Genomic DNA, 20,911 nt, shown 5'->3' with positions numbered 1-20,911 from the left:
TTTGGCAAAGGGGGCTCCTGTCGATCAACCAGTCCCTTCTCAGCGGCTCCCCTTTATCAAAGGGGAGCCGCCGGAGGCTGAGGGGATTCAATCGGCTATATTCCATATACCGACAACCCGACGGCCACGAGCGATGCGGCGATCAATATCGCGTAATACTTCACCGCCTGGTCGATGCGCAGCCTCGGATTGGTCGAGCCGAGCAGGGCGATGAGCACGAAGACCACCAGTATCCCGACAAGCTGAACCGCCACATCGACGAAGAAATACCCCGTATAGACGAGCGGCACAAACACCGCAACGAACAGCGCCGCGTAGAACATCTGCTTGATCATCATATAGTACTTGAAGAGGGCGAGCCCGGGGCCGCTGTACTCGATGAAGGGCCCTTCCATTATCTCGACCTCGGCCTCTGCGATGTCGAAGGGCTGTCTGGCCACGAAGGCCTGGAGCGCCATCAGGAAGACGACGAGCATAAGCACCATCGAGAACCCGTAGGACCCGCCGAGCGAACTCGCTATACTGGCGTCGATAGCGAGGCTCTTCGCCTTGAGCGCGCCAAGGATGAGGGTCATGGCGAGCACCGGCTCCACCATGATCATGGTGACCATCTCCCGGCTCGCCCCCACCATGGCATAGGTGTTTTTACTGGAAAGCGCCCCCAACAGCACCGACACCCCGCCAAGCGCAAGAAGATAGATGATGGTGATGATGTCCCCGTACTGCGTGAGGAACCCGGGAGTGTAGCCGAGCGGCATAAGCGACACCGCCGTTATAATTGACGCGAGCGCCATCATGGGCGCGATTCTGAACGCCCAGTTGCCGGCCGAAAGCGTCTCTTTGCCCAGAAGCTTCAGGAGATCGTAATAAGGCTGGAAGATCGGCGGGCCCATGCGGGACTGCACCTTGGCATAGAGCTTTCGCACAACGCCCTCGAAGAGCGGGGCGAGCGCCAGGAAAATCAATACGTTGATCACGGCTATCAGGATGTCCATACGCTTTCCTCTATCGTTTATTCCGTGAAAGCTCTTCAAGCTCGCGCCGGGAGGCCGTTTTCGCGGCGCCCGATCGCAGGTCCACTATCTCCATCCGGTCAGTGCATGAAAAGCACGGATCGATGCTCCCGATGATGATCGGCACATCGGCGAGCTGGTTGCCCAGAAGCATGAGCGGCACGCCCTGGAGATTCGGATACGTCGGGGCGCGCACGCGCCAGCGCTCCGGGGCGTTTTTCTCGCCGGTGATGACATAGTGCACCACTTCGCCGCGGGGCGCCTCGACGGCTGCCAGGCCATGCTTAAGGGCCGGGATCGGCGCCTCGAGCTCGGTGAGTATCGGACCGTCGTTCGGCATTTTATCGAGGCACTGCCGTATTATCTTGATCGATTCGAAGGTCTCCAGCAGGCGCACCAGCAGTGTAGCCCATACATCGTTGGAATCGAAGACCGGCACGTCGAACTTCATTTCGTCGTACGCGGCGTACGGATAGTCGCGCCGTACGTCGATATCGACGTTCCTTGCTCGAGCAACGGGCCCGACCAGGCTCCAGAGCACCGTGTCGGCGGTTGAAACATAGCCGACGCCCTTGGTCCTTCTGTGGATGGCCGAGTCGCCCTGTATGGCCTTCTGGACGACGAGGAGCTCCTCCTCCACCTTGCCTATCACATTCAGTATGTCTTCTTTTATTTCGGGGGTGATGTCCCGGCGTACGCCGCCGATGACGATCATGCCGTAAGTCTTCCTGTTGCCGGTGATGCGCTCGCCCAGCCACATGATGGGCTCGCGTATGCGCCACGACTGCATGAACACCGTGTCGAAACCGATGAGGTGACCGGCGACCCCGAGCCACAGGAGGTGCGAGTGAACCCTCTCGATCTCGAGCATGATGGTGCGGATGTACTCGGCCCTGCGCGATATCTTTATACCGCCGGCCAGCTCCACGGCCTGCGAATAGGAAGTGGCGTGCACCGAGCCGCAGATACCGCAGATGCGCTCGGCAACAAAGGGTATCTCGTTATACGTAAGCTGCGTCTGGCAGAGCTTCTCTATGCCGCGGTGCGTCATGAAGCCCCGGTAATCGCTACCCTTTATGGTCTCCCCGTCCACGAATACGGCAAAGTGCGCCGGCTCGTGCAGCGTGGGGTGATAGGGGCCTACCGGGACGATGCTGCACCCCTCGGGGCACTCGTCGAGCTGATAGGCCACGTCCTCGGCGGCCGGCGGCATGAGGTTCCAGGGGATGTCCTTTCGGAGCGGATGCACGCCTTCGGGCCAGTCGTCGGCGAGGATGAGCCGTTTGGGCTTGGGGTGCCCGGTGAACTTCATGCCCAGGAGATCCATGAATTCGCGCTCGGACCATCCGGCGTTGGGGATGTCCGGCGTGATGGAATCCATCACGGGCTTCGATTCGGGGACCGAGGTGCGCAGGGACAAAAAAATACCGTCCTTGTCGAAGCCGAAGGTGTGGATCATGCCCAGCGTCCCGTCGCGGCTGATATTGTCGCAACCGATGCTCACAAGGTAGCGCCCGCCCATGGCGATGATCTCGTTTGAAATCTCGCGCACCTTTGCGCTTTTTATATCCACGAACAGCCTCGTCGGGTTTTGCTCCTCAACGGCGACGACGGCATTCTTGAACTTTTTATTTAAACCGCTTTTGATCTCTTCAATCCCTGGCATACCGCACCTCGTTTAATAAGGATGGCCTATTTAATTACTTTACGTTCCCGCCGGTCCAATGCAGCAGGTTTTTAAGCGCGGAGAACATGCTCTTGTCGCGGTACCTGGTCTTGTCGTGCAGGTCCTGGTAGCCGCAGAGCCAGGTGGGAACCTCGCGCTCCTTCGATCCGCCCGCGCGCTTCAGCACGGCGGCAAAGCCAAACGCCGCCGCGAAGATTATCAGGAGAACCGCCGGAACCGCGATCGACGACACCGACGAAAGCCCCGGAATGCCCACCGATACGCCCATGGCCGAGTTGAAGACGTGGTCCTGGACATTCAGGTTCCTGAACACCGCCGAGACCATCGACCCTCCCGAATTCGCGAAAATGCCGATGATCGTCTGAAAGTAGAAGAAGGGGATGAGCCCCTGGAGCAGGCAGAGCGCCGCGAGGAAGAGCTTCGGGATGAGCATTCCCGCGGGCACTTCCTTCACCTTTTTGCCGACTCCCCACTCGGCGCCCGCCGAGGTGAAGGTCATACCGAAAAATTTTACGTAGCATGAAAGCGTCACGGCGCTGGTAAAGAGCGCGATGATTCCGAAGATCACCAGGAAGAGCACCTCGCTACCGGCGAGAAGCGAAGTCGACACCAGCGTCCACTTGCTCGCGAACCCGCTGAAGGGCGGCACACCGGAGATCGAGAGGGACGAAATGCCCGCAACCAGCGCGGTGACCGGCATGAGGTTGATGAGCCCGCCGAGCTTGTTGAGGTCCTTGGTCCCGGTGCTGTAGAGGACGCTGCCGCTGGTTAAAAAGAGCAGTCCCTTGAAGACCGCGTGGTTGAGTATATGATAAACTACGCCGACGAGGGCGATGAGTCCGAGCATCTTAAGCGACGCGCTTTCGGCGCTCACCATGAAGAGCGCCGCGCCGATACCGAGGATGATGTAGCCGACCTGCCCTATCGATGAATAAGCGAGCAGCCGCTTGGAATGGCTCTGTTTCATGGACTGCACGGTGCCGATAAAGAGCGTCACCACCCCGAAGGAGGCGATGAGCACGCCCCAGAAGGCGCCGCTGAAGTGAAAGGTCTCGGCGTGCGGCACCATCCAGAAGAAGGTGCGGATTATCCCATACACGCCGGTTTTTATCATCACGCCCGAAAGGAGCGCGCTTATCGGAGACGGGGCGATGGAGTGCGCGTCGGGCAGCCACATCTGGCCGAAGGGGAACACCGCCGCCTTGAAGCCGAAGCCGAGGAAGAGGAGCCCGTAGACAATGTACGGAACCGCGCCGTGCGTGTTCCCCAGACTGCGGGTAACGGCATGGATCGAATCTCCCATCGAGGTGCCGGCGATGAAGGCCGCGACGACGATGAATACCCAGGCAAGCTGCATGAGAATGAGGTACTTGTTGGCGGCCCTGACGATTTCGGGCTTCCGGTGCTCGAATCGCACCAGGAAATAGCTGGTGATGGTCATAGCCTGCCAGGCGATGGTGAAACCGGTGGTGAGGTCGTCCACGGTGACGATCCCCGCCATGCCCAGCACGAAAATCGGGTAATTCGCGTAGTAGCTCCGCAGGCCGTAATCGTCGTAGTGCTCCATGTACTCGATCGAGTAGAAGGCGCTGACGATGGCCATGAGGGCGATGATCCCCAGGAAGAACCCGGAGAAGCTGTCCAGGAGAAAGTACATATCGAGCGGCCCCACCGATACGAGCTGCGCCTGGAGGGAGTTCACAAAGATGACGCTGTAGCTGATCGAAAGAAGGATGGCCCCCGCAACGGCGACAAAGACGAAGTTGAGCCAGCCCGCCAGCCTGCGCTTCTCGGCGATTAAGGGCACAACTACCGCCGAACAGAGAAGTATCGCCATCGCGAGAATCAGTTTTCCATAAAGGTCACTCATACACATGCTCCTTCGGGGTGCTGTTTAACTGCTCCAACAAGTATTTTACAGAGTGTGTCGGCGCTCATTTTTACGGCCTGCGAAAGCCCCTCACCGAAATTCAGGTTCCCGGGCTCGATACCGAGGAGATAGGTTTCCTTGCCCCGCCCTCGCCAGATCGATTCCGAAAGCCGCAGCGAAAGCTTGTGGGTCGAGTAGTCATTCAGGAGGTCGCCGATCTCGGAGAAGGCTCCGAACATCACATCGCCGGGCCTGCCGCCGAAGCGCACCGCGTCGATCACAATGACCCTGTCCCAGTCTCCGTCGGCGATCTCGAAGGCGTGGCTCTCGATGATGTCCTCGGCATTTACCAGGTGGGCCCCGCCCGCGCCGGCGGCCCGGAGAGCTTCGACAAGAATCACGCCCGCGCCGTCGTCTCCAAGCAGTGTGTTTCCCATGCCCACGATACAGGCCCTGCCCGAAAGTGCTTTTCGTATGTCATCGACGATGCTCATCGCTCTCCGTTCTTCCATCCCAGGCAGTCCGCCCGCACGCCGAGGCTATATCTCCTCGCCGAGGGTTTTTATCTGCCGGTAGGTGTATACCGGCCCGTCCGTACAGACAAGCGTTCTTCCCACGGCGCAGTGCTGGCATTTGCCGATGCCGCATTTCATGTGCCTCTCAAGCGTCGAGTAGATATTTTCGTCCGGGAGGCCTCGTTTCAGGAGCTCGCCGATCACCGTGTTGAACATGACAGGCGGACCGCACACGAATGCGATGGTGTTCTCGACGGGAAGGTTCGCCTTGTCGAAAAGGGTGTGAACGAATCCCGTCTCGCCCTTCCAGTCCGGCGTGGGCGCGTCGACCGTTATATAGGTCTCGAAACCCTCGAAGCTCTGCCACTCCTTGATGTTCTCCTTATACATGAGGTCGTCGGGCGTGCGCGCGCCATGAAGCACCAGCACCCGTCCGAAATCCTTCTTGTGCTGAAGGGCGTGGACGATGGACGAGCGGAGCGGGATAAGACCGATGCCGCCCGCCACGTAAACCAGGTTCTTGCCCTTGAATTCCTCGAAGGGAAAGCCGTTGCCAAACGGTCCGCGGAGGCCCACCTTGTCGCCGGGCTTCAGCCCGTGGAGGGCGCTGGTGACCTTTCCGACAGTGCGCACCGTTATGTGAAAGCGATCGTTCTCGGGGCTGGGCGGCAGCGACACGGCGAACTCGCCCGCGCCGAATATCGTGCACATGATGAACTGCCCGGACTTGTACTTGAAATTATTCCATATTTCCTTGTTGTCGATCGAAAGGTAGAAGGTCTTCACCTCGCGAATCTCGTCCCTGATCTCCTCGATCGTGGCGACCTCGGGTACGGTGACTATCTTTCCGTTCTGGATGTTCAATACCTGGCTCATACGCTTCCCCTACCTCGTTATTTCCCTTCTGACATAGGTCACGACGTTCGGCAGACCGATATCGCCGGGGCACACCCAGGCGCACCGGCCGCATCCTACGCAGCCCGGCCGCAGATATTTCTTCATCTGCGAGTATGACAGCTTGCAGAAAAACCTCTTGTTGCGGCGGTCTTCAACGGGTTTGCGGGGATTGTGGCCGCCCGCCATGCGCGAATACCCTTCGTAGGAGCACGAGTCCCATGTGCGCAGCCGGTCAGCGCAGCCGGCGCACTCCGGGTTGTTTACGTCGGCGATGTTGAAGCATGAGCACGAAGGGCACACGAAGGTACAGGCGCCGCACTCGAAACACTGGTCGCCGACATACTCCCACACGTCCTCCTTCACGAAGCCGGTGGTGACGCGGTTCATGACGCGCGAAATCCACGCCTTGGAATCGACGGCAATGCCCTCGAACATCGCGATGGATTTGTCGACCTTTTCCTTTTTCATCGCGAGGTGGGAGTCGTTCGCCGGCTTGAGGGCGAGCTTCGCGGCCAGGGCCGTCCCCTTTTCTGAGCCGACCTCGACCAGGCATTCCTTGCCGAGGTCGGTAAGGTTGAGGTCGTAGCCCTCGCCCGCCGCGGGCCCGCTGTCGGTGCATACGCAGAAGCATTGTTTAAAAGGAGCGACGCATGTATTGGTGACGATGAACATCTTCTTGCGATGGTTCAGGTACACCTCGTCGACGAATTCCTGCCCCATGAAGAAACGGTCCAGGCAGAGTATGCCGGCCAGGTCGCAGGGGCGAAGCCCCACCAGCGCCCTGGGTTCGATTTTGTAATCGGGCTCCATCTTTACCGCGTTTTTCGCCCTGTCATATTCATACGAGAGGATGCGCTCCATCTGCGGAAACACGACCGACTTGGGCGGATTTGACGGGATTGGGGCCGAGAGGTTGATTTCAGCCAGGTCCTGTGCCCGGTCGAAGAAGGTCTGCCCCGAGCCCTTTTCGATCATGGGGCCATATATCTGGTATTCCCGGCTGAGCTCCTGTGCGATGTTACCGACGTCGGCTTTCTTGATAAGGAACATGGTCATACCTTCTCAATCCTTACTGGAATGGTTGCGTCTTCTCCCTGCCTGAGAACCTCCGTGTGTCCCAGCAAAAAGCGCGATATCATTTCCTGGACGAAATACGGCGCGTAAGCGGTGTATGGCTTGACGTCGTCCGAAACCCTGGCCGACACCCGCATTTCGCCGTGCGGCGATACCACGCGCACCGGCCAGTGGTCGCGCACGCCGATCTCCTTCGCGCTTTGCGGGCAGATTTCGACGTAGCCTTCCGGGTAGTCCAAAAGCGTCGCGTTATATTCGCGCATGGGAATATGCGTCTTTTTCATGAGATTGTTCTGGTGCCAGAAATGCTGCGCCTTGCCGACCATCAGCAGAAAGGGAAACTGTTCCTTCGCCGCCGGCATCTCGAAGACATCGCTGACCCTGTAGAAGGAAAGCTTGCGGCCCGCTTTCGCGACATCGAACCGCTTGGTTCCACGCGGATTCTTTTCATCGACAGGCCACTGCAACCCGAACGCCCCCGAAAGCTTCGCGTGTGAAACGCCGGCATAGGCGGGGGTGAGCCGCGCGATCTCGTCCATTACGTCGGAGACCTTCGCGTACTTCCAGGACTGGCCCGCCTTCCCGGCTATCATGGAATAGAGCTTCCAGCCGGGGAGCAGCCCGTCCTCGGGCTCGATCTTCTTCATCGAAAACTGTATGCGGCGCTCGGTGTTGGTAAAGGTGGCGTCCTCCTGCACATAGGTGGCTATTGGGAGCACGACATGCGCGTAATCGGCGAACGCGTTTTTAAAGGCGCCGATATAGGCGATGAAATCGAGCTTGCCGATGGCGTCAGCGTATCTAACGATTCCTTCGTCGTGGTCGACCACAACAAGCGCTTTGAGTTTCGATGACCGGTCCGACAGCATTTCATAAATGGGCGCGCCCGGCGAGGACGGCACGTCGGTCTTCCATTCCGCGGAGAACTTCTTCGCCGCCACGTCGGCGAGCGGCTGGAACCCGGTAAGAAGATCGGGGGCGAGCCCCATGTCGTACCCGCCCTGGAGGTTATTCAGGCCCGCGACGGGATTGACGCCGCATCCTTCCTTTCCGACCTTGCCGGCCATGAGGAAGAGGTTGTAAATATAGCCGATCGTGTCCTCGTCGAGGCCGGAGATGCCGGATGCGAAAAACACCATCGCCGACCTCGCTTTCGCGAGGTCGCGGGCCACGGCTTTGATTTCGTCGGCCGGGATGCCGGTCCTGTCGGACACTTCGTTGTCGGGGAGAAGCCCGAAGGCGTGGCGGAATTTTTCGAATCCCTCGGTGTGCGAGCGCAAAAAGGCGGCGTCGGAGAGGTTCTCATCGTAAATGGTTTTGGCGAGCGCGAGGATCGCCAGTTTATTGGCGCCGGGTTTTACCTGTAAAAATTTCTTCGAGAGCTTCGCAATCTGCGTGCGTCGGCTGTCAAGGGTCACCACCATGGCGCCGGCGCGCTCGGCCATGTGGATCTCGCTTCCGATGATGGGATTCTGGCGGGTGATGTCGATCCCCGCCACAAGGATAAATTCGGACTTCCGTATTTCTTCGACCGAACCGAGCATGCCCGCCATTCCCGTTCCCGTGTGGAGTACGTTGAGGCTCGCCCGGTGCCCGGAATCGCTATCGAGGCTGATGTTGTTCGTTTTGAACGCGGCGCGCGCGAGCTTCATCAACAGATACTGTTCCTCGTTCGAGGAGCGCGGCGATGCAAGAAAACCGATCGATTCGGGAGGATATTTCTTTAGAGTGTCCACCAGACGCGCCACCGCGTCATCATACGATGATTCCTTAAAGCCCCCGTCCGCGCGCACCAGCGGTTTTTTTATTCGTTCCGGCGTATCGAGGAGTTCGTGGATGTTCCAGCCCCGCACGCATAATCGACCTTTGCCTATGGGATGGTTCTGGGAGGGATAGACCCGGGTGATTCTGTTGTTTTCGGTACCGATGAAGTGGCCGCAACCCGTCCCGCAGAAAGTGCACACGCCAGGTTTCTGATTCATACCATAACACTCCACGTAATAGAATTTCCGCTGCCGGTTGCGCACAGCGCCGCCCTCTATTACAACCCGTTGCAAACGACAGGCCCTTAAGCACCGCGGACGGCTGTACGCAAACCGACAAGACCCAGAGCGGAGCCTATGGAACCCTTACGGGCGGCCTTGTGATCGCTACGCTTCACGCCCAAATCACCCGCCAACCGTAGCCCCATGATTATTTTAGTCAATATTTTTTTAATTCTAATACACCATAATTTATTATTTTTTCTTATTTATACGATTTATGAATTATTGTTATTTTATATTTTACATCCAATAATATATGTCTATATTATAATACAATAAATATATTATCAAATAATACAACTCACCCGTTCCCATGTTAGTAGTCCGCCGAATGACACGACACATGTCTCGCGGCGCCTTCCACCGACCGGACTCCAGGGGAACAAGACCGTGAAAACCAGGAGCAAGGGGATGATCGAGGCCGAGATCAGCGAAGCGCTGATCAAGTTCGGGAAGGAATACATGGGCAGGGGGCCGGTAGAAACCAGAACATATATAAACGATGACACGATCATCGTTCGCCTCAAGGGAGTCCTTGCGCGCGCGGAAACGCAGCTTTCAAAAAGTGGCGAAGAATTGGCGCTCGTCAATCCGCCGCTGATCCTGAACCCGCCCATCAACCGGTGCGCCGGGCAGTTCATCAGGGTGGACCGAAACCCGCTGGAGGTGATCGACCCGGTCGACGATGAGTGGCTGTGCTACCCGGCGAAGGTGGGGCCGCTTCTCATACTCATCTATTTCCACGCTAAATTTGACGACCATCCCGTCATAGAACGCTTTGCGGACGTCGACCGGGCATTTTCGGTCTTCCGCGAGGGAATGGTGAGGAGCAAGGGCGCCACGACCTCCACCGGGATCGTCCATTCGTATTTTGCCAACATCTTAGGGCCTCCGCAGTACAGGGATATTCATGACCGTCCGGCCATGGTATTCTTCAACGGCTTTTTCAACCGGGGGCGCTCGTGGGACAGATGCGCACGCGGCAGGGAATCACCGGTTACGAAATGCGGGGCCCGGAATAAGCGGCCAGCAAGCTGTTGCGGCAGGTCCGCGGCGAACGCCGAGGTTCGCCGGGCGTGGGCCGTTACCCGACCGGGAACTTGTCGATAGCGCCTTTTATTAGGTAGATCGCGTTGTAAATGTAGCTTATGCCGCTGATGAAGCGCTCCTTGATCATGCCGATGGGAAGCGAGTCGATGACGTGCCGGATGGCGGCCAGTTCGTCCTCCATCACGCGGTGACATTCGAGCGCCCGTTCGCGGCCGACATCCCGCACAAACAGCTCGACCTTCGGCTGGAGTGTGGCGACGTCGTAAAACATGTCGCGGAGCGGGGCGATCGATTCGGCCGGGCAGCGGTTTACGAGCTTCTCGATGACGCAAATGCGCACCATCCGGTAGCCCCTGGTTACATCCCGGCAGTTGCGGTTCGAGAAGCTGTCGGGGAAACGCTCGAAGTAAACATCCCCCAGGGCGGTCATGTCGTCCTTTTCGAACGGAAAATCCCCCTTCAGGGCGGCAACCCTCTCCCGGAACGCCTCAAGATCGGTGTTCTCGCTGAAAAGCCGCGCAATCATAGGCCCTCCCTTACCCGCCGAACCAACTGTACCGCGCCCCCCGCAGGCAATCAAGAGAAAAGCGCCACGGAAATTGTATTGCATTTGCATAACCAGTTCATAGAAAGTGTCTCTGGAGGCTGTTCCGTAAAGAATAGCTTCAAGGCTGCCGGGATGCGGAATCCCCGGAAAACCGGCTGATTTTCGGCGGGAGCAAATTTTCTTTTTACTTTTTTCAACCTGATAACGTACTATATATGGGGACTCTGAAACAATGAAACGGATACTCACCATTCTCGCGTGTGCCGCATTCATGGCCTACGCGCAGGCCGCGTCAGCGCTTACGGGGGATGAGGCGGTCGGTAAATTCCAGGCGCGCATGAACAGCGTCGGCACGATGAGCGGCACCCTCTCCTGGATGCACCAGAGCGGGCAGGGATACAGCGGCGATTTTAAATACATGGCCCCGGGGAGGCTGCTGGTTAAATTCACCAGTCCCTCCGGCCGTATCCTCTCATCCAACGGCAGGAGGCTGTGGGTCTTCGACTCTTCCAGCAATATTTGCGGGGTCCAGGACCTCGCTCGCGGGGGGTCGGGAGGGCTTGCGGGGCTGGTCAGCGGCTATCTCGCCATCCTCACGGCCCAGGGCCCCTCCGGATACACTATCAAGCTTAAAAACAGCGAGCGCGCGTATTCGGACGTAACGCTGGTCCTCGATGGAAGTTTCCTTCCCAGGAAGATCGTGCTGCTCAACAAGGCCGGCGACGGCATGTCCATTGCCTTTTCGAACATCAAAACCGGAGAGAGCATGGCCCCGGGCATATTCGACTTCTCCATACCGTCTAACGCTCAACTGGTGAAGAATCCGCTCGATGTTAAATAGAAACGAGGCAACTTCCGCCGGCGCGGGGATTTCCCCCGTCCCCGGCCGGGCAAGTCGCGCAGAGCGCGCGTGCGCTCCACTTCGAACGACACAGGGAAACGCCGGCGATGAATAAAGGCACGATCGCGATGATACATACCGGGCGAAAGCGCCCCCGGTCGTTCGTTGCCGGGGTCCGCGCGGCAATCGTCGCCGCCGTTATGGCCCTGTCGATGCCGGTCTCGGCACAGCAGGAGCTTTTTTTCACCTACATCGGCGCGACGCTGGGCGGCGGGGCTGCCTCGATCGACTATAGCGAGTGGGTCGTCGATCACCGCGAATCCAGTAGCGCCACGGGCGCGTATTTCTCGGGCGGCATGCTCCTCGACGTGGTTGTGCGCGATATCATCGGCGAATTCTCGCTCCAGGCGGTGAACACGGGAGCGTCGGAAGACGCGGTCGCATCATTTCGCCTTCTCTACTCCGCCACCGGCAAGTACGCGTTTCGGCTCGGCGAATCCTTTTTCCTCTCTCCCGGCATGGGACTCTACATGGAGACGGGCCCCTCGGACAAGGACTATGACGGCGGCGCCGGGCTCGCCGCTTCGGCGGGTCTTGGATGGATGTTTTTCCGCGACTGGATACTGCTGTTCGATATTATCGGGCGATACGGCTCGTACGGCCTCGGGGAGGACTCGACCATTATCTCATACGGGGTCAACCTTGGGGTCGTTTATAAAATCGGCAGGCTGTGATACCGGCTTCGCGCGTAGTACAGCCGTCGCTATTTCTCCTTCTGGTCGTCATCGCTTCGATTCTCCTCGCCTATGGATCGACTCTCGATTCGCCGGCCGACCGCTTCGCCGGCATTGCGGTTGCGCTCGGCGCCATCATAATACTCCATCCGATTGTCCAGAAAACCATCGCCCGCAAGGAAGAGCGCCCGTATCGTGACACACCGGGGCCGATTTTACCGGCCTGGGGCGAAACAGAAACCCCAAACACGCCACATTCCCCGCTCCGCGTCCGCCTGCTCGCCGTGCTCGCGCTCGCCTGTGCCGCGGTCACCGCGTATCGCATCAATGCGCTGGCGCGCCCCGACGCCGAATCGACCGCTCTAACATCCTTTGCCGGCACAGTGGAAAGCGCCCGCATGCAGCGCTACACCTCCGAGATCGTCATTCGGCTGGACCACGTTCCCGGCACACGGGACCGGGCGGCCGAAATATCGCGCGCGGTGGTCCTCGCCCCGCGCGACACGACCGTGCGGAGAGGAGACGAGTGCGCCGTATTCTCTGAAGCGCGGCCGATCACCATGGAGCGAATCAGGGAATCTTCATTTCTCCGCGGACTTGCGCGTCGCGGACTGGCATACGTCGCCTATGCCGATGAAGACTCTCTCGCCGTCGTCAAAACCACGCCCGATGGCGCACGCGAAACAATTCGCTCCGGTATCGCCCGATCGATCGACCTGCATTTCAGTGCCGGGACGGCATCGCTCCTGAAGGCGCTCTATTTCGGCAACAAGAACCACCTGGACAAGCGAACGATCGAATACTACAAAAAAGCGGGGGTGATGCACATCCTTGCCGCGAGCGGCCTGCACGTGGGAATCGTCGCCGCCATCCCGTTCATGCTCCTCGCTCCGCTACGAATCGGAAAGATGACCATTCTTGCGGTTACCACCGCCCTTCTCTGTTTTTATCTCTATATAACGGACATGCCCGTCTCGCTCGTGCGCGCCTTTATGATGTTCGCCGCGTACGCTGTCCAGCGCCTCTTCGATATGGACCGGGGCGCGGTCAATACTCTTTTTCTGACCGCGTCGGCGATCCTGATTTTCATGCCGCACGAGCTCTACGAGCCGGGCTTCCAGCTCACCTTCGGGGCGACGCTCGGGATACTGCTCTTTTACCGATCCTTCGACGCCTGCCTCGACCTCCTTCCCCGCCCCCTGAGGGGGCCGCTCGCACTGACGCTTGCGGCGCAAATTCCCGTGTTCCCCATCATACTGTATCACATGAACGAGATCAACCTGGCGGGCGTCGTCTCAAACCTCGTTGCCGTACCCGGCGTAGCCTTCGCGCTGTCGGCCTCCATCGCGGCGCAATGCGCCGGTCTTCTCTCCGAAACCGCCGCGCGCGTACTCGCCGTGCCGGTCGACATGGCGGTAGAGGCCACCTCTCTGTTCGTGCGCGCAATGGCCTCGCTGGGCGGCCATTTCAGGATGGAACACCGCTGGTGGGTCCTTCTTCCCTTCTTCGCGCTCTACATAGCCCCCCTGTTCGCGAAGCGGAAGAACAGACACGCGGCCGCCATTGCCCTCCCCCTGGCCTTTGCCGGAGCGTGGTTCATGCTGTCATCAGACGCCGGGCGACCTGTCGCTCCGCGCGTCGTATACGAGGAGGCCGGGCGAACAATTGTCGTCTCCGACGGCCGCCACGCCCTGCTGTACGGCCGGCTCACCGGAATTGAAGAGGCCAGAGCCGTGTACGAGATCCTGGAACGCGAACGCGTTGAAACGGTACAGTTGGCCCTTGCCGAAACCGATTTTCGCTCTCTGTCCGCCTCCTGCTTTCTCGCCCGTCGCTGCGTGGTCTCCGCCTGCATCATCGATTCGGGCTTCCGCTTTTCACGGGCCCTGTCGCGGCTCGTGGCGGTTCTCGAGCGCGACGGTGTAACGCCGGAGTTTCGCCGCCTCCGCCCCCCGCCGGTTCACTGCGGCGACGCGATGCGATGTACGGATCTTTTCTCGCCTCCTACCCGCGTCTCTCCCATGTCGACGCTCGCGGCGGCCATGGAACGTCTGCGTGCATATTTCCGGTCGGATGGAGACCTCGCCGATATTGCCCGCCCGGGATTGCCGGCGACGCCCGAAAGGCGGTAAAACGAACCGGCCGCCGGAAAACACTGTTGACAAAACAGTGCCCCGTTTTCTTTGAATGGAAGTTGTCGGAAGGCCCGTCTCGAGACAATTTATCTGTTCAGTAAGCATGTTGCCGGTTCGATATTCAATACAGGGCGCGAAGGCGGACCCATTACAGAATTGCGGGAACAATAAACAACATGGCAATTCCCAACACTTCCGATACAGCCGCAAGGGTGGCCAAAGGCGAGCCTTACAGCTTCTCCTTCCATTACCTGTCCGAGGACGTGGTGCGATACATCAACGCGCTGTTCGCGAAGATCCTCGCCGGGATGGACCATATATTCCTGCTCGATACGTTCATAACGATAATCAGGGAGATATGCATCAACGCCGTAAAGGCCAACGCCAAGCGTGTGTATTTCCGGACTATCGGCATCAACATCGACGACGCCGAGCGCTACCCCGAAGGGATCGAGATGTTCAAAAAGAATGTCATCAGCCACTTCGAGATCATGGACGTTGAGCTGAAAAACAGCGATTACCGGGTCAGCTTCAGCATGAAGAAGGACCAAAAAGGGCTCGTAATCCAGGTGCTCAATAATTCAGTGATTCGGCCCGAGGAGATGGCGCGCATCAGCATGCGGATGGAAAAGGCGCGCCACTACGAGGACTTCAGCGAGGCCTACGAGGAAATCTACGACGATACCGAGGGAGCCGGCCTGGGGATCGTGCTTACCGTTCTTTTATTGAAAAACTCCGGCATCGGTGTCGAGAACTACAAGATCATCCGCGGCGAGAAGGACACAAGGACCCTGCTCTCAATCCCCTTCGATCTGCGGCCGCGAGAGATAACCACCACCATAAAAAAACAGATCCTTACGGAGATCGAGGGCATCCCCACCTTTCCGAAGAATATTATGGACCTCCGGCAGCTATGCGCGAATCCCGAATCGTCCATCGTCGAGATATCAGAAAAAATCACCCTCGACCCCGCACTCTCCTCGGACGTGCTGAAGCTCGCCAATTCCGCGGGCTTCATCGCCGGCAAGCGCATCGAGACAATAGCCGAAGCGATCAAGAACATCGGGCTTAAAAACCTGAACGCCATCCTGCTGGCCACCAGCGCGCGCTCGATACTCGACAAGCGCTACTCGCGCTTCGAACAGATCTGGGCCCACTGCAACCAGGTGGCCTTCTACGCGCGCCGGATCGCTATGAAATACAAGCTCGCGCGGATGGTCGAAAACGCGTTTCTCGCCGGCCTGCTGCACGATCTCGGCAAGATCATCATGCTTTCGACCGACCTCGGCACCACAAATAAAATCGCGGCCATCGTGAAAGACCGGAAGATCAGGACGTCCACGGTGATGGAGGAGATTTCAGTGGGAATCAGCCACGCGAGCATAGGCGAGATGATCGCCGGGAAGTGGGCCTTCCCGGATTATCTGGTCGAATCGATCCGCTGCCATCACACGCCGCTCAACGCCGACGAAAAGCACCGCGATACCGTGTTCGTCATCTATCTTGCCAACATGATGTGCGGCATTGAGGCCCGCCGTTACCAGCTTTATTATACGGAGGACGAAGTGCTCGCGCGCTTCGCGCTCACTTCAGATACGGCCTTTGACGAACTCCATGCCGATCTGAAAACGGCCTATGCTAACCGGACCGAATAGGCCCGGAGCCGGTTGTCTCGCATGAGCCGCTTCACAGTCAACGACACCCCTTCGGGATCCAAAACCCTTGTTTTCGCGGGCCCGCCTGAAATCAGGATCCACTCCGCCTACGATCCGGTGCGCGAAGCGGAGCGCGCCGCCTCCGCGTTTAACCCCGGAAGGGCCACCGCCATACTCGTTTGCGGACTCGGCCTGGGCTACCATGTCGCGGCCCTGCGCAGCCGTTTACCGAACCGTGCCGTCATAGCCCTCGAAAAAGACCCGGAGGTCGTCCGCCTCGCGCGGGCTTCGTGCCCGTCAAACCTGGAAGGCGCGCACATAATCGGCTCACCCGGCGACATCCCTTCCCTGCTCGAAAGCTTCGATATCGACATGTTCCGCGGCAAGGCGGTCTATTTCCATCGTCCGTCGTACCTGCTGGGCAAAGACTTTTATGATTCGATGGTCGCCGATATCAGCCGCTATTTTTCATCAAAGCTTTCGGACCTTCTTACGCGCTTCGAGTTCGAGGAACGCTGGATCGCTAACATATTCGCGAACCTCCCCCGAAGCTTCGACGCGGGCAGGGTCGCGGACCTGTTTGGAAAATTTTCGGGATTTCCCGGCATAATAGTGTCCGCGGGCCCTTCGCTGCGGAAAAACGCCTCCATGCTCGGACGGCTCCGCGGCAGGGCCCTCATCGTTTCGGTTGATACGGCCCTCAAGGTGCTGCTCCGCCACGGCGTGGAGCCGCACATCGTCATGACGATCGACGCGCAGAAACACAGCATCAAACACTTTCTCGGCGAACGCCCCGGCGGCACGGTGCTTCTTGCGGACATGGTGAGCTACCCGCGCATTGCCGACGTTTATCAGGGAAAGATCATGTTCAGCACCACGGCGAAATACTACAATGGGCCCGACGGCGGAGTACGACGCGAACCGACCCCGGCGATGGACTGGGTCGAGCGCCACATCGAGCCGCCGGGGGACATTCAGTCGGGCGGTTCGGTGGCCACAAGCGCCTTCGATCTTCTGCTCAATCTCGGATGCAGCCCGATCGTACTGGTGGGTCAGGACCTGGCCTACACCGGCAGGGAAATCCACAGCACCGGCACCCATCACAACGGGGAGTGGCTTACCCGGACAACGCGCTTCCTCAATCTCGACGGCATCAATCAGCGGGTCATCCGCAAACGCAAGATCAAGTATGTCGAGGCGTACGGCGGAGGCGGTACCGTCATCTCCGATTACGTGTTCGACCTCTATCGAAGCTGGTTCGAGGATTCAGCCCTTAAAGTCGCGGTGCCCGTAATAAACGCCGGCGGGGAGGGCGCGCGCATCGCGGGCACCGTCGAGCGCCCGCTCGAGTCGCTACTCGATGAGTTTCCCGTGCGCACCCCCGGGCCGGTCGAAATACTGCGCCGCTCCATGGCCCCTGGGGCGCGAAGCGCCCGGGCCCTGCGTACGGCGCTCGAGGACGCGCTGGATGCAACCGGGGCGGCGGCCTCTCTGGCGGCAAGACCGGCCGGGGAATTTACCGATGCGGAACGACAACTACTGCTCGATACCGCTTCCAGGGCTCTGCCGGAGCTTTTCAGCCCTTTTCTTCGCCGGACAAACGCCTATCTCGCCAGGCACGCGGAGCTTTCCGCCGAAAGAAGTGCCGGCATCCTTTTTGCGGACATTGCCGCAGCGGCACGCAAGCTCCAGCGGCACCTTGCATCCTGCCGCGCCCGTATCGACGACCTGCCCTGACGCATATTTTACTGGAAAAGACCTCCCGCGCGGCCGATAATTGAAGCGACGCGGTTGTTCCAGACTGAATATTAACGGAATCTCCCCTTGCTGAAACGAGACGCTTGCCGCTTTAGGGCTGGAAAAAGGATCATCCCCGCAGTCGCCGGCGCGACGGTCATACTGCTTTTAGTCTGCGCTCCCGCGAGCGCCGCCGACTTCGTTGTACACCGCGGCAACGGGAGCATAAACTGGACAAAATCGTTCATCAGCGCGACCGGCCGCTCCGAGGCGATGGTCGCTCCCGAAGGCGCGGCGGTCGATCCCGAGGACGGCAGAACGCTTTCCATAAACGGGGCGCGAAGCGATACCTACCGCAGGGCGCGCGAGACCTCGCTCGAAAACCTGCTGCGCGCCATAAAGACCATTCGAATAGACCCCGACCGCAGTCTGGGCGACTATCTTCGGGAGGACGACACGGTGCGGCGGCGCCTCTCCGAAACGATAGCCGAGGAAACCAGGTTCAGGCGCTATCCGGCCGGCTTTCTTGAAAGCGCCTGCGAGGCGCGGTTGAGCTTCGGCGGACTGATCGGATCGCTCCACTGGGACTTCCCGGCAATGGAGCTTCCGGTTGTCGATGATACGCCGCTCAAGACCGATTACACCGGACTCATCGTGGACGGACGAGGCCTCAAGCTGGAGCCAATGCTTTTCCCTTCGATTTACGACGGGCATGGCGTCGAGATCTACGGCAGGACTTTCATCGACAGCCGCTTCGCGCTCAAACACGGCCTCGCGGCCTACTGCTACACCGAAGACGAAGCGCGCGCCCTGGGCAGGGCGGGAGACCGCCCCTATTACTCGGTCGCGCTCAAAAGTATGAACGCCTGTCCGGTTATATCCGAAAAGGACGTGCGGCGGGTGCTCGCGGCGCAGGCCACAAGAAATAGTTTGAAACGGTGCAGGGTTGTCATTATACTTGACAGAAACGGCTGACGGGAATCATCACAAACGAGGCCGGAAAGAATCATGAATTTACTGGTACATATATTCTCACGAATGATCGGCGCTCTCAACGCCCTCATCGAACGAACCCCCAGAAAGACGGCCGAAACGATACGCCAGAGCTTTTTTCTGCTGACGGCCGTCCTTCTCATCGTTGCGGTCATCATCGGGCACCAGATCGGGAAAAAGAGTGCGCGCAAAATGGGCACCCAGATAGCGGGCGAAACCAACGACGTCTTCGACATCGATATAAAACTCGAGAAGCGCGGCGGCGATTTCCGGTCGATGCTCGATTCGGAGCTTCTGAGCGAAATAAGGGAATCGACGATCAAGAAGAGACAATTCCCCGTCCAGGGCAGGCTCGAGCCGGAAACGGGGGACGGCATCATCGAACCGCCCTCCCTCGAGCGCGCTATTTCGCCGATGCCTGACCTCGACCTGCGCGACCGTATATCCGAACCGGCCCGGACCGATGATGTTCGCGCCGCTTCCGATGTCAAAAACCTGAGACGCAGGGACCCGTATCCCGGTCTCGGCGAAAAGCCGGAAGTTTTAAAGGATGAGCGGACGGAACGCGTCCTTAAACCGGGCACCATTGAAGGCGACGACCGTGTGCCGCCGCCCCCAACCGAAAAGCCGCTTGTCCGCGAGGACAGTGCCCCGTCGGAAAAGCAGGCGCCAGGGCCCGTTAAAGAACTGAAGCGCCGTCCGGCGGAACTGCGGCCAATCCAAAAGGACACGGGAATAATCGCGAAATGAAACGCCTGCCGCTTATACCCGTCATCATACTGCTCTCATTCACGTACCTGATGGCCCGGGACACTCAACAGACCGAGGCCATAATCCGAAGCATACTCGAGGGCGAAGCGCCCGCGGAAAAGAAGCCTGCCGCGCCTAAAACACCGGTCCCCGCGGAAAAGAAGCCCGGTGAGCCCGTACAGAAAGATGAAAAGCCCGGCAAGGGCGCACCCGGACCGGACGAGGTGCTTCTCAAAACGGGAATTCAACTGTACAACGCCACCATGAACCAGGCGGCGCTGGCGAAATTCAACGAGCTGAAATCAAAATATCCCGAAAGCCCGTTCAGGGACTCGGCGTCGATTTGGGCGGGCAAGATACATTTCAGCGCCAACCGACCGGCGGAGGCCGTGCGTGAATACGCGTCCATTGCCGAAGACTCCGGGGAATACCCCATGGCGCTCTATTCGACCGGCGAGGCCCATTATATGGGCGGCAATATCCCGGGGGCCATCGAGTCGTTTTTTCGCGTATCCTCGCAGTTTCCCGACCACGAACGCTCGGATGACGCGCTGCTGTTCCTGGGCAACATCTACCTTAACGGCGGCAAAGGCACCCAGGCGCTTGAAACGGCGATCAATATAATCAGGTATTATCCCGACCGCGAAACGGTCGACGACGCGTACTACCTCATGGCCAAGGTGTTCGAGAAAGACAGGACTCTTAAAGACATGGAAACCGCGCGGCGCGTTTATCGCGCGTTTTTAAAGAGGGCGAACGACGAGGGGTCCCCACACTTTCGCAACTCTCCGCTGAAGGCGCGGGTCGAACGCGACCTGCGTTATATCGAATCGACTTATTTTAAAACTGGAAATTAGGCCTACTTAAGGGCAACGTTCATCTCGAGCTGGCCGAACGGGCTGTAGAGACTTATCGCCAGCGTTGTCTGTTTGACGTGGGTGATGGTGAAGTTCTTGCCGTCGATAACGGTGGGCGTGGTGATCTCGATGCGCTTGCCGGAATAGGCGAATATGTTCATGGCGTTGCCCGTTATCATGTTGGCGAGCTCGCCGATGATGTCCTTGTATTCGGTCTTCATCTGCCCCTCGGTAAGCCCCGGGGCCAGGATTTCGGCGATCTTGTAGACCATGTTGTATCCCATGCTGTAGACGACCTCACCGCTGATCGATCCGGTAATACCGATGAGAATAGCCACCTCGTGAGAGGGCGTCGGGGACTCCTTTATGGAAAGCTTGCCCCTTTTCAGGTCGACGCCCACAACGGATTTAAAAACCGCCCCCGCCGCCTCAAGAAATGGATTCACATATTCAGCGTTTATGTTCATAGCCGCCCTCTTTCCCTCTGCATGTCCCTCTGATGCGCTCGTCG

At 58.8% G+C, this 20,911-nt stretch carries 18 protein-coding genes; 9 read left to right on the top strand and 9 right to left on the bottom strand.

All coding sequences use genetic code 11. The features are described 5' to 3' along the window. Positions 1–95 precede the first annotated feature (95 nt). The 7 genes from VLM75_02505 to VLM75_02475 are packed head-to-tail and all read right to left on the bottom strand — an operon-like array spanning position 96 to position 9,038. Positions 96–995 (bottom strand): complex I subunit 1 family protein, encoded by a 900-nt coding sequence (locus tag VLM75_02505; protein HSV95787.1) that lies wholly within the window; start codon positions 993–995, stop codon positions 96–98. Positions 996–1,005: 10 nt separating this feature from the next. After that, a complete protein-coding gene (locus VLM75_02500) occupies positions 1,006–2,679 on the bottom strand; it encodes an NADH-quinone oxidoreductase subunit C (protein ID HSV95786.1) in 1,674 nt (557 codons plus the stop codon). Between the two features lie 34 nt (positions 2,680–2,713). Then, positions 2,714–4,570, bottom strand: a complete 1,857-nt coding sequence (locus VLM75_02495) for a proton-conducting transporter membrane subunit (GenBank protein ID HSV95785.1) — start codon at positions 4,568–4,570, stop codon at positions 2,714–2,716. Then, the gene (locus VLM75_02490; GenBank protein ID HSV95784.1) at positions 4,567–5,082 is read right to left on the bottom strand and encodes a hydrogenase maturation protease; all 516 of its coding nucleotides are present in this window, start codon (positions 5,080–5,082) and stop codon (positions 4,567–4,569) included. The genes VLM75_02495 and VLM75_02490 overlap by 4 nt, the downstream gene beginning before the upstream one ends. Before the next feature lie 27 nt (positions 5,083–5,109). Further along, entirely contained in the window at positions 5,110–5,961 is an 852-nt protein-coding gene (locus VLM75_02485; GenBank protein HSV95783.1) for an FAD/NAD(P)-binding protein, read from the bottom strand. Between the two features lie 9 nt (positions 5,962–5,970). Then, complete coding sequence (locus VLM75_02480; protein ID HSV95782.1) at positions 5,971–7,038, bottom strand: 4Fe-4S dicluster domain-containing protein; 1,068 nt, start codon at positions 7,036–7,038, stop codon at positions 5,971–5,973. After that, positions 7,035–9,038 (bottom strand): molybdopterin-dependent oxidoreductase, encoded by a 2,004-nt coding sequence (locus VLM75_02475; GenBank protein ID HSV95781.1) that lies wholly within the window; start codon positions 9,036–9,038, stop codon positions 7,035–7,037. Before VLM75_02475 ends, VLM75_02480 begins: the two co-directional genes overlap by 4 nt. Positions 9,039–9,491: 453 nt before the next feature. Between VLM75_02475 and VLM75_02470 the strand changes: the two genes are divergently transcribed. After that, positions 9,492–10,211: a DUF2294 domain-containing protein gene (locus VLM75_02470; protein HSV95780.1), complete on the top strand. Its 720-nt coding sequence runs from the start codon at positions 9,492–9,494 to the stop codon at positions 10,209–10,211. Here VLM75_02470 and VLM75_02465 read toward each other — a convergent pair. After that, a complete protein-coding gene (locus VLM75_02465; GenBank protein ID HSV95779.1) occupies positions 10,186–10,677 on the bottom strand; it encodes a hypothetical protein in 492 nt (163 codons plus the stop codon). The genes VLM75_02470 and VLM75_02465 overlap by 26 nt on opposite strands. 253 nt (positions 10,678–10,930) lie before the next feature. Between VLM75_02465 and VLM75_02460 the strand changes: the two genes are divergently transcribed. The 8 genes from VLM75_02460 to VLM75_02425 all read left to right on the top strand — a co-directional run bounded on the left by VLM75_02460 (position 10,931) and on the right by VLM75_02425 (position 20,400). After that, positions 10,931–11,539 (top strand): outer membrane lipoprotein carrier protein LolA, encoded by a 609-nt coding sequence (locus tag VLM75_02460; GenBank protein ID HSV95778.1) that lies wholly within the window; start codon positions 10,931–10,933, stop codon positions 11,537–11,539. Between the two features lie 107 nt (positions 11,540–11,646). Beyond that, positions 11,647–12,273, top strand: coding sequence for a hypothetical protein (locus VLM75_02455; protein HSV95777.1), 627 nt, complete (start codon positions 11,647–11,649; stop codon positions 12,271–12,273). Beyond that, positions 12,270–14,405, top strand: coding sequence for a ComEC/Rec2 family competence protein (locus VLM75_02450; GenBank protein ID HSV95776.1), 2,136 nt, complete (start codon positions 12,270–12,272; stop codon positions 14,403–14,405). The genes VLM75_02455 and VLM75_02450 overlap by 4 nt, the downstream gene beginning before the upstream one ends. 179 nt (positions 14,406–14,584) lie before the next feature. After that, positions 14,585–16,063, top strand: coding sequence for an HDOD domain-containing protein (locus VLM75_02445; GenBank protein ID HSV95775.1), 1,479 nt, complete (start codon positions 14,585–14,587; stop codon positions 16,061–16,063). A gap of 21 nt (positions 16,064–16,084) precedes the next feature. Next, positions 16,085–17,800: a 6-hydroxymethylpterin diphosphokinase MptE-like protein gene (locus tag VLM75_02440; protein HSV95774.1), complete on the top strand. Its 1,716-nt coding sequence runs from the start codon at positions 16,085–16,087 to the stop codon at positions 17,798–17,800. 87 nt (positions 17,801–17,887) lie between these two features. Further along, positions 17,888–18,775 carry a hypothetical protein gene (locus VLM75_02435; GenBank protein HSV95773.1) on the top strand — a complete coding sequence of 296 codons (888 nt, stop codon included), beginning with the start codon at positions 17,888–17,890 and terminating at the stop codon, positions 18,773–18,775. Between the two features lie 33 nt (positions 18,776–18,808). Then, complete coding sequence (locus VLM75_02430) at positions 18,809–19,543, top strand: hypothetical protein (protein ID HSV95772.1); 735 nt, start codon at positions 18,809–18,811, stop codon at positions 19,541–19,543. Beyond that, on the top strand, positions 19,540–20,400 hold the full coding sequence (locus VLM75_02425; protein ID HSV95771.1) for a tetratricopeptide repeat protein: 861 nt from the start codon (positions 19,540–19,542) through the stop codon (positions 20,398–20,400). Before VLM75_02430 ends, VLM75_02425 begins: the two co-directional genes overlap by 4 nt. 2 nt (positions 20,401–20,402) lie before the next feature. Here VLM75_02425 and VLM75_02420 read toward each other — a convergent pair whose 3' ends face one another. Then, positions 20,403–20,867: a chemotaxis protein CheX gene (locus VLM75_02420; GenBank protein HSV95770.1), complete on the bottom strand. Its 465-nt coding sequence runs from the start codon at positions 20,865–20,867 to the stop codon at positions 20,403–20,405. Between the last annotated feature and the right edge of the window lie 44 nt (positions 20,868–20,911).

The organism is Spirochaetota bacterium (assembly GCA_035477215.1).
In the GTDB taxonomy this organism is placed as follows: Bacteria; Spirochaetota; UBA4802; order UBA4802; family UBA5368; genus MVZN01.
Note: the sequence above shows the minus strand (reverse complement) of the source record. Positions and strands in the feature narration are given on the sequence as shown.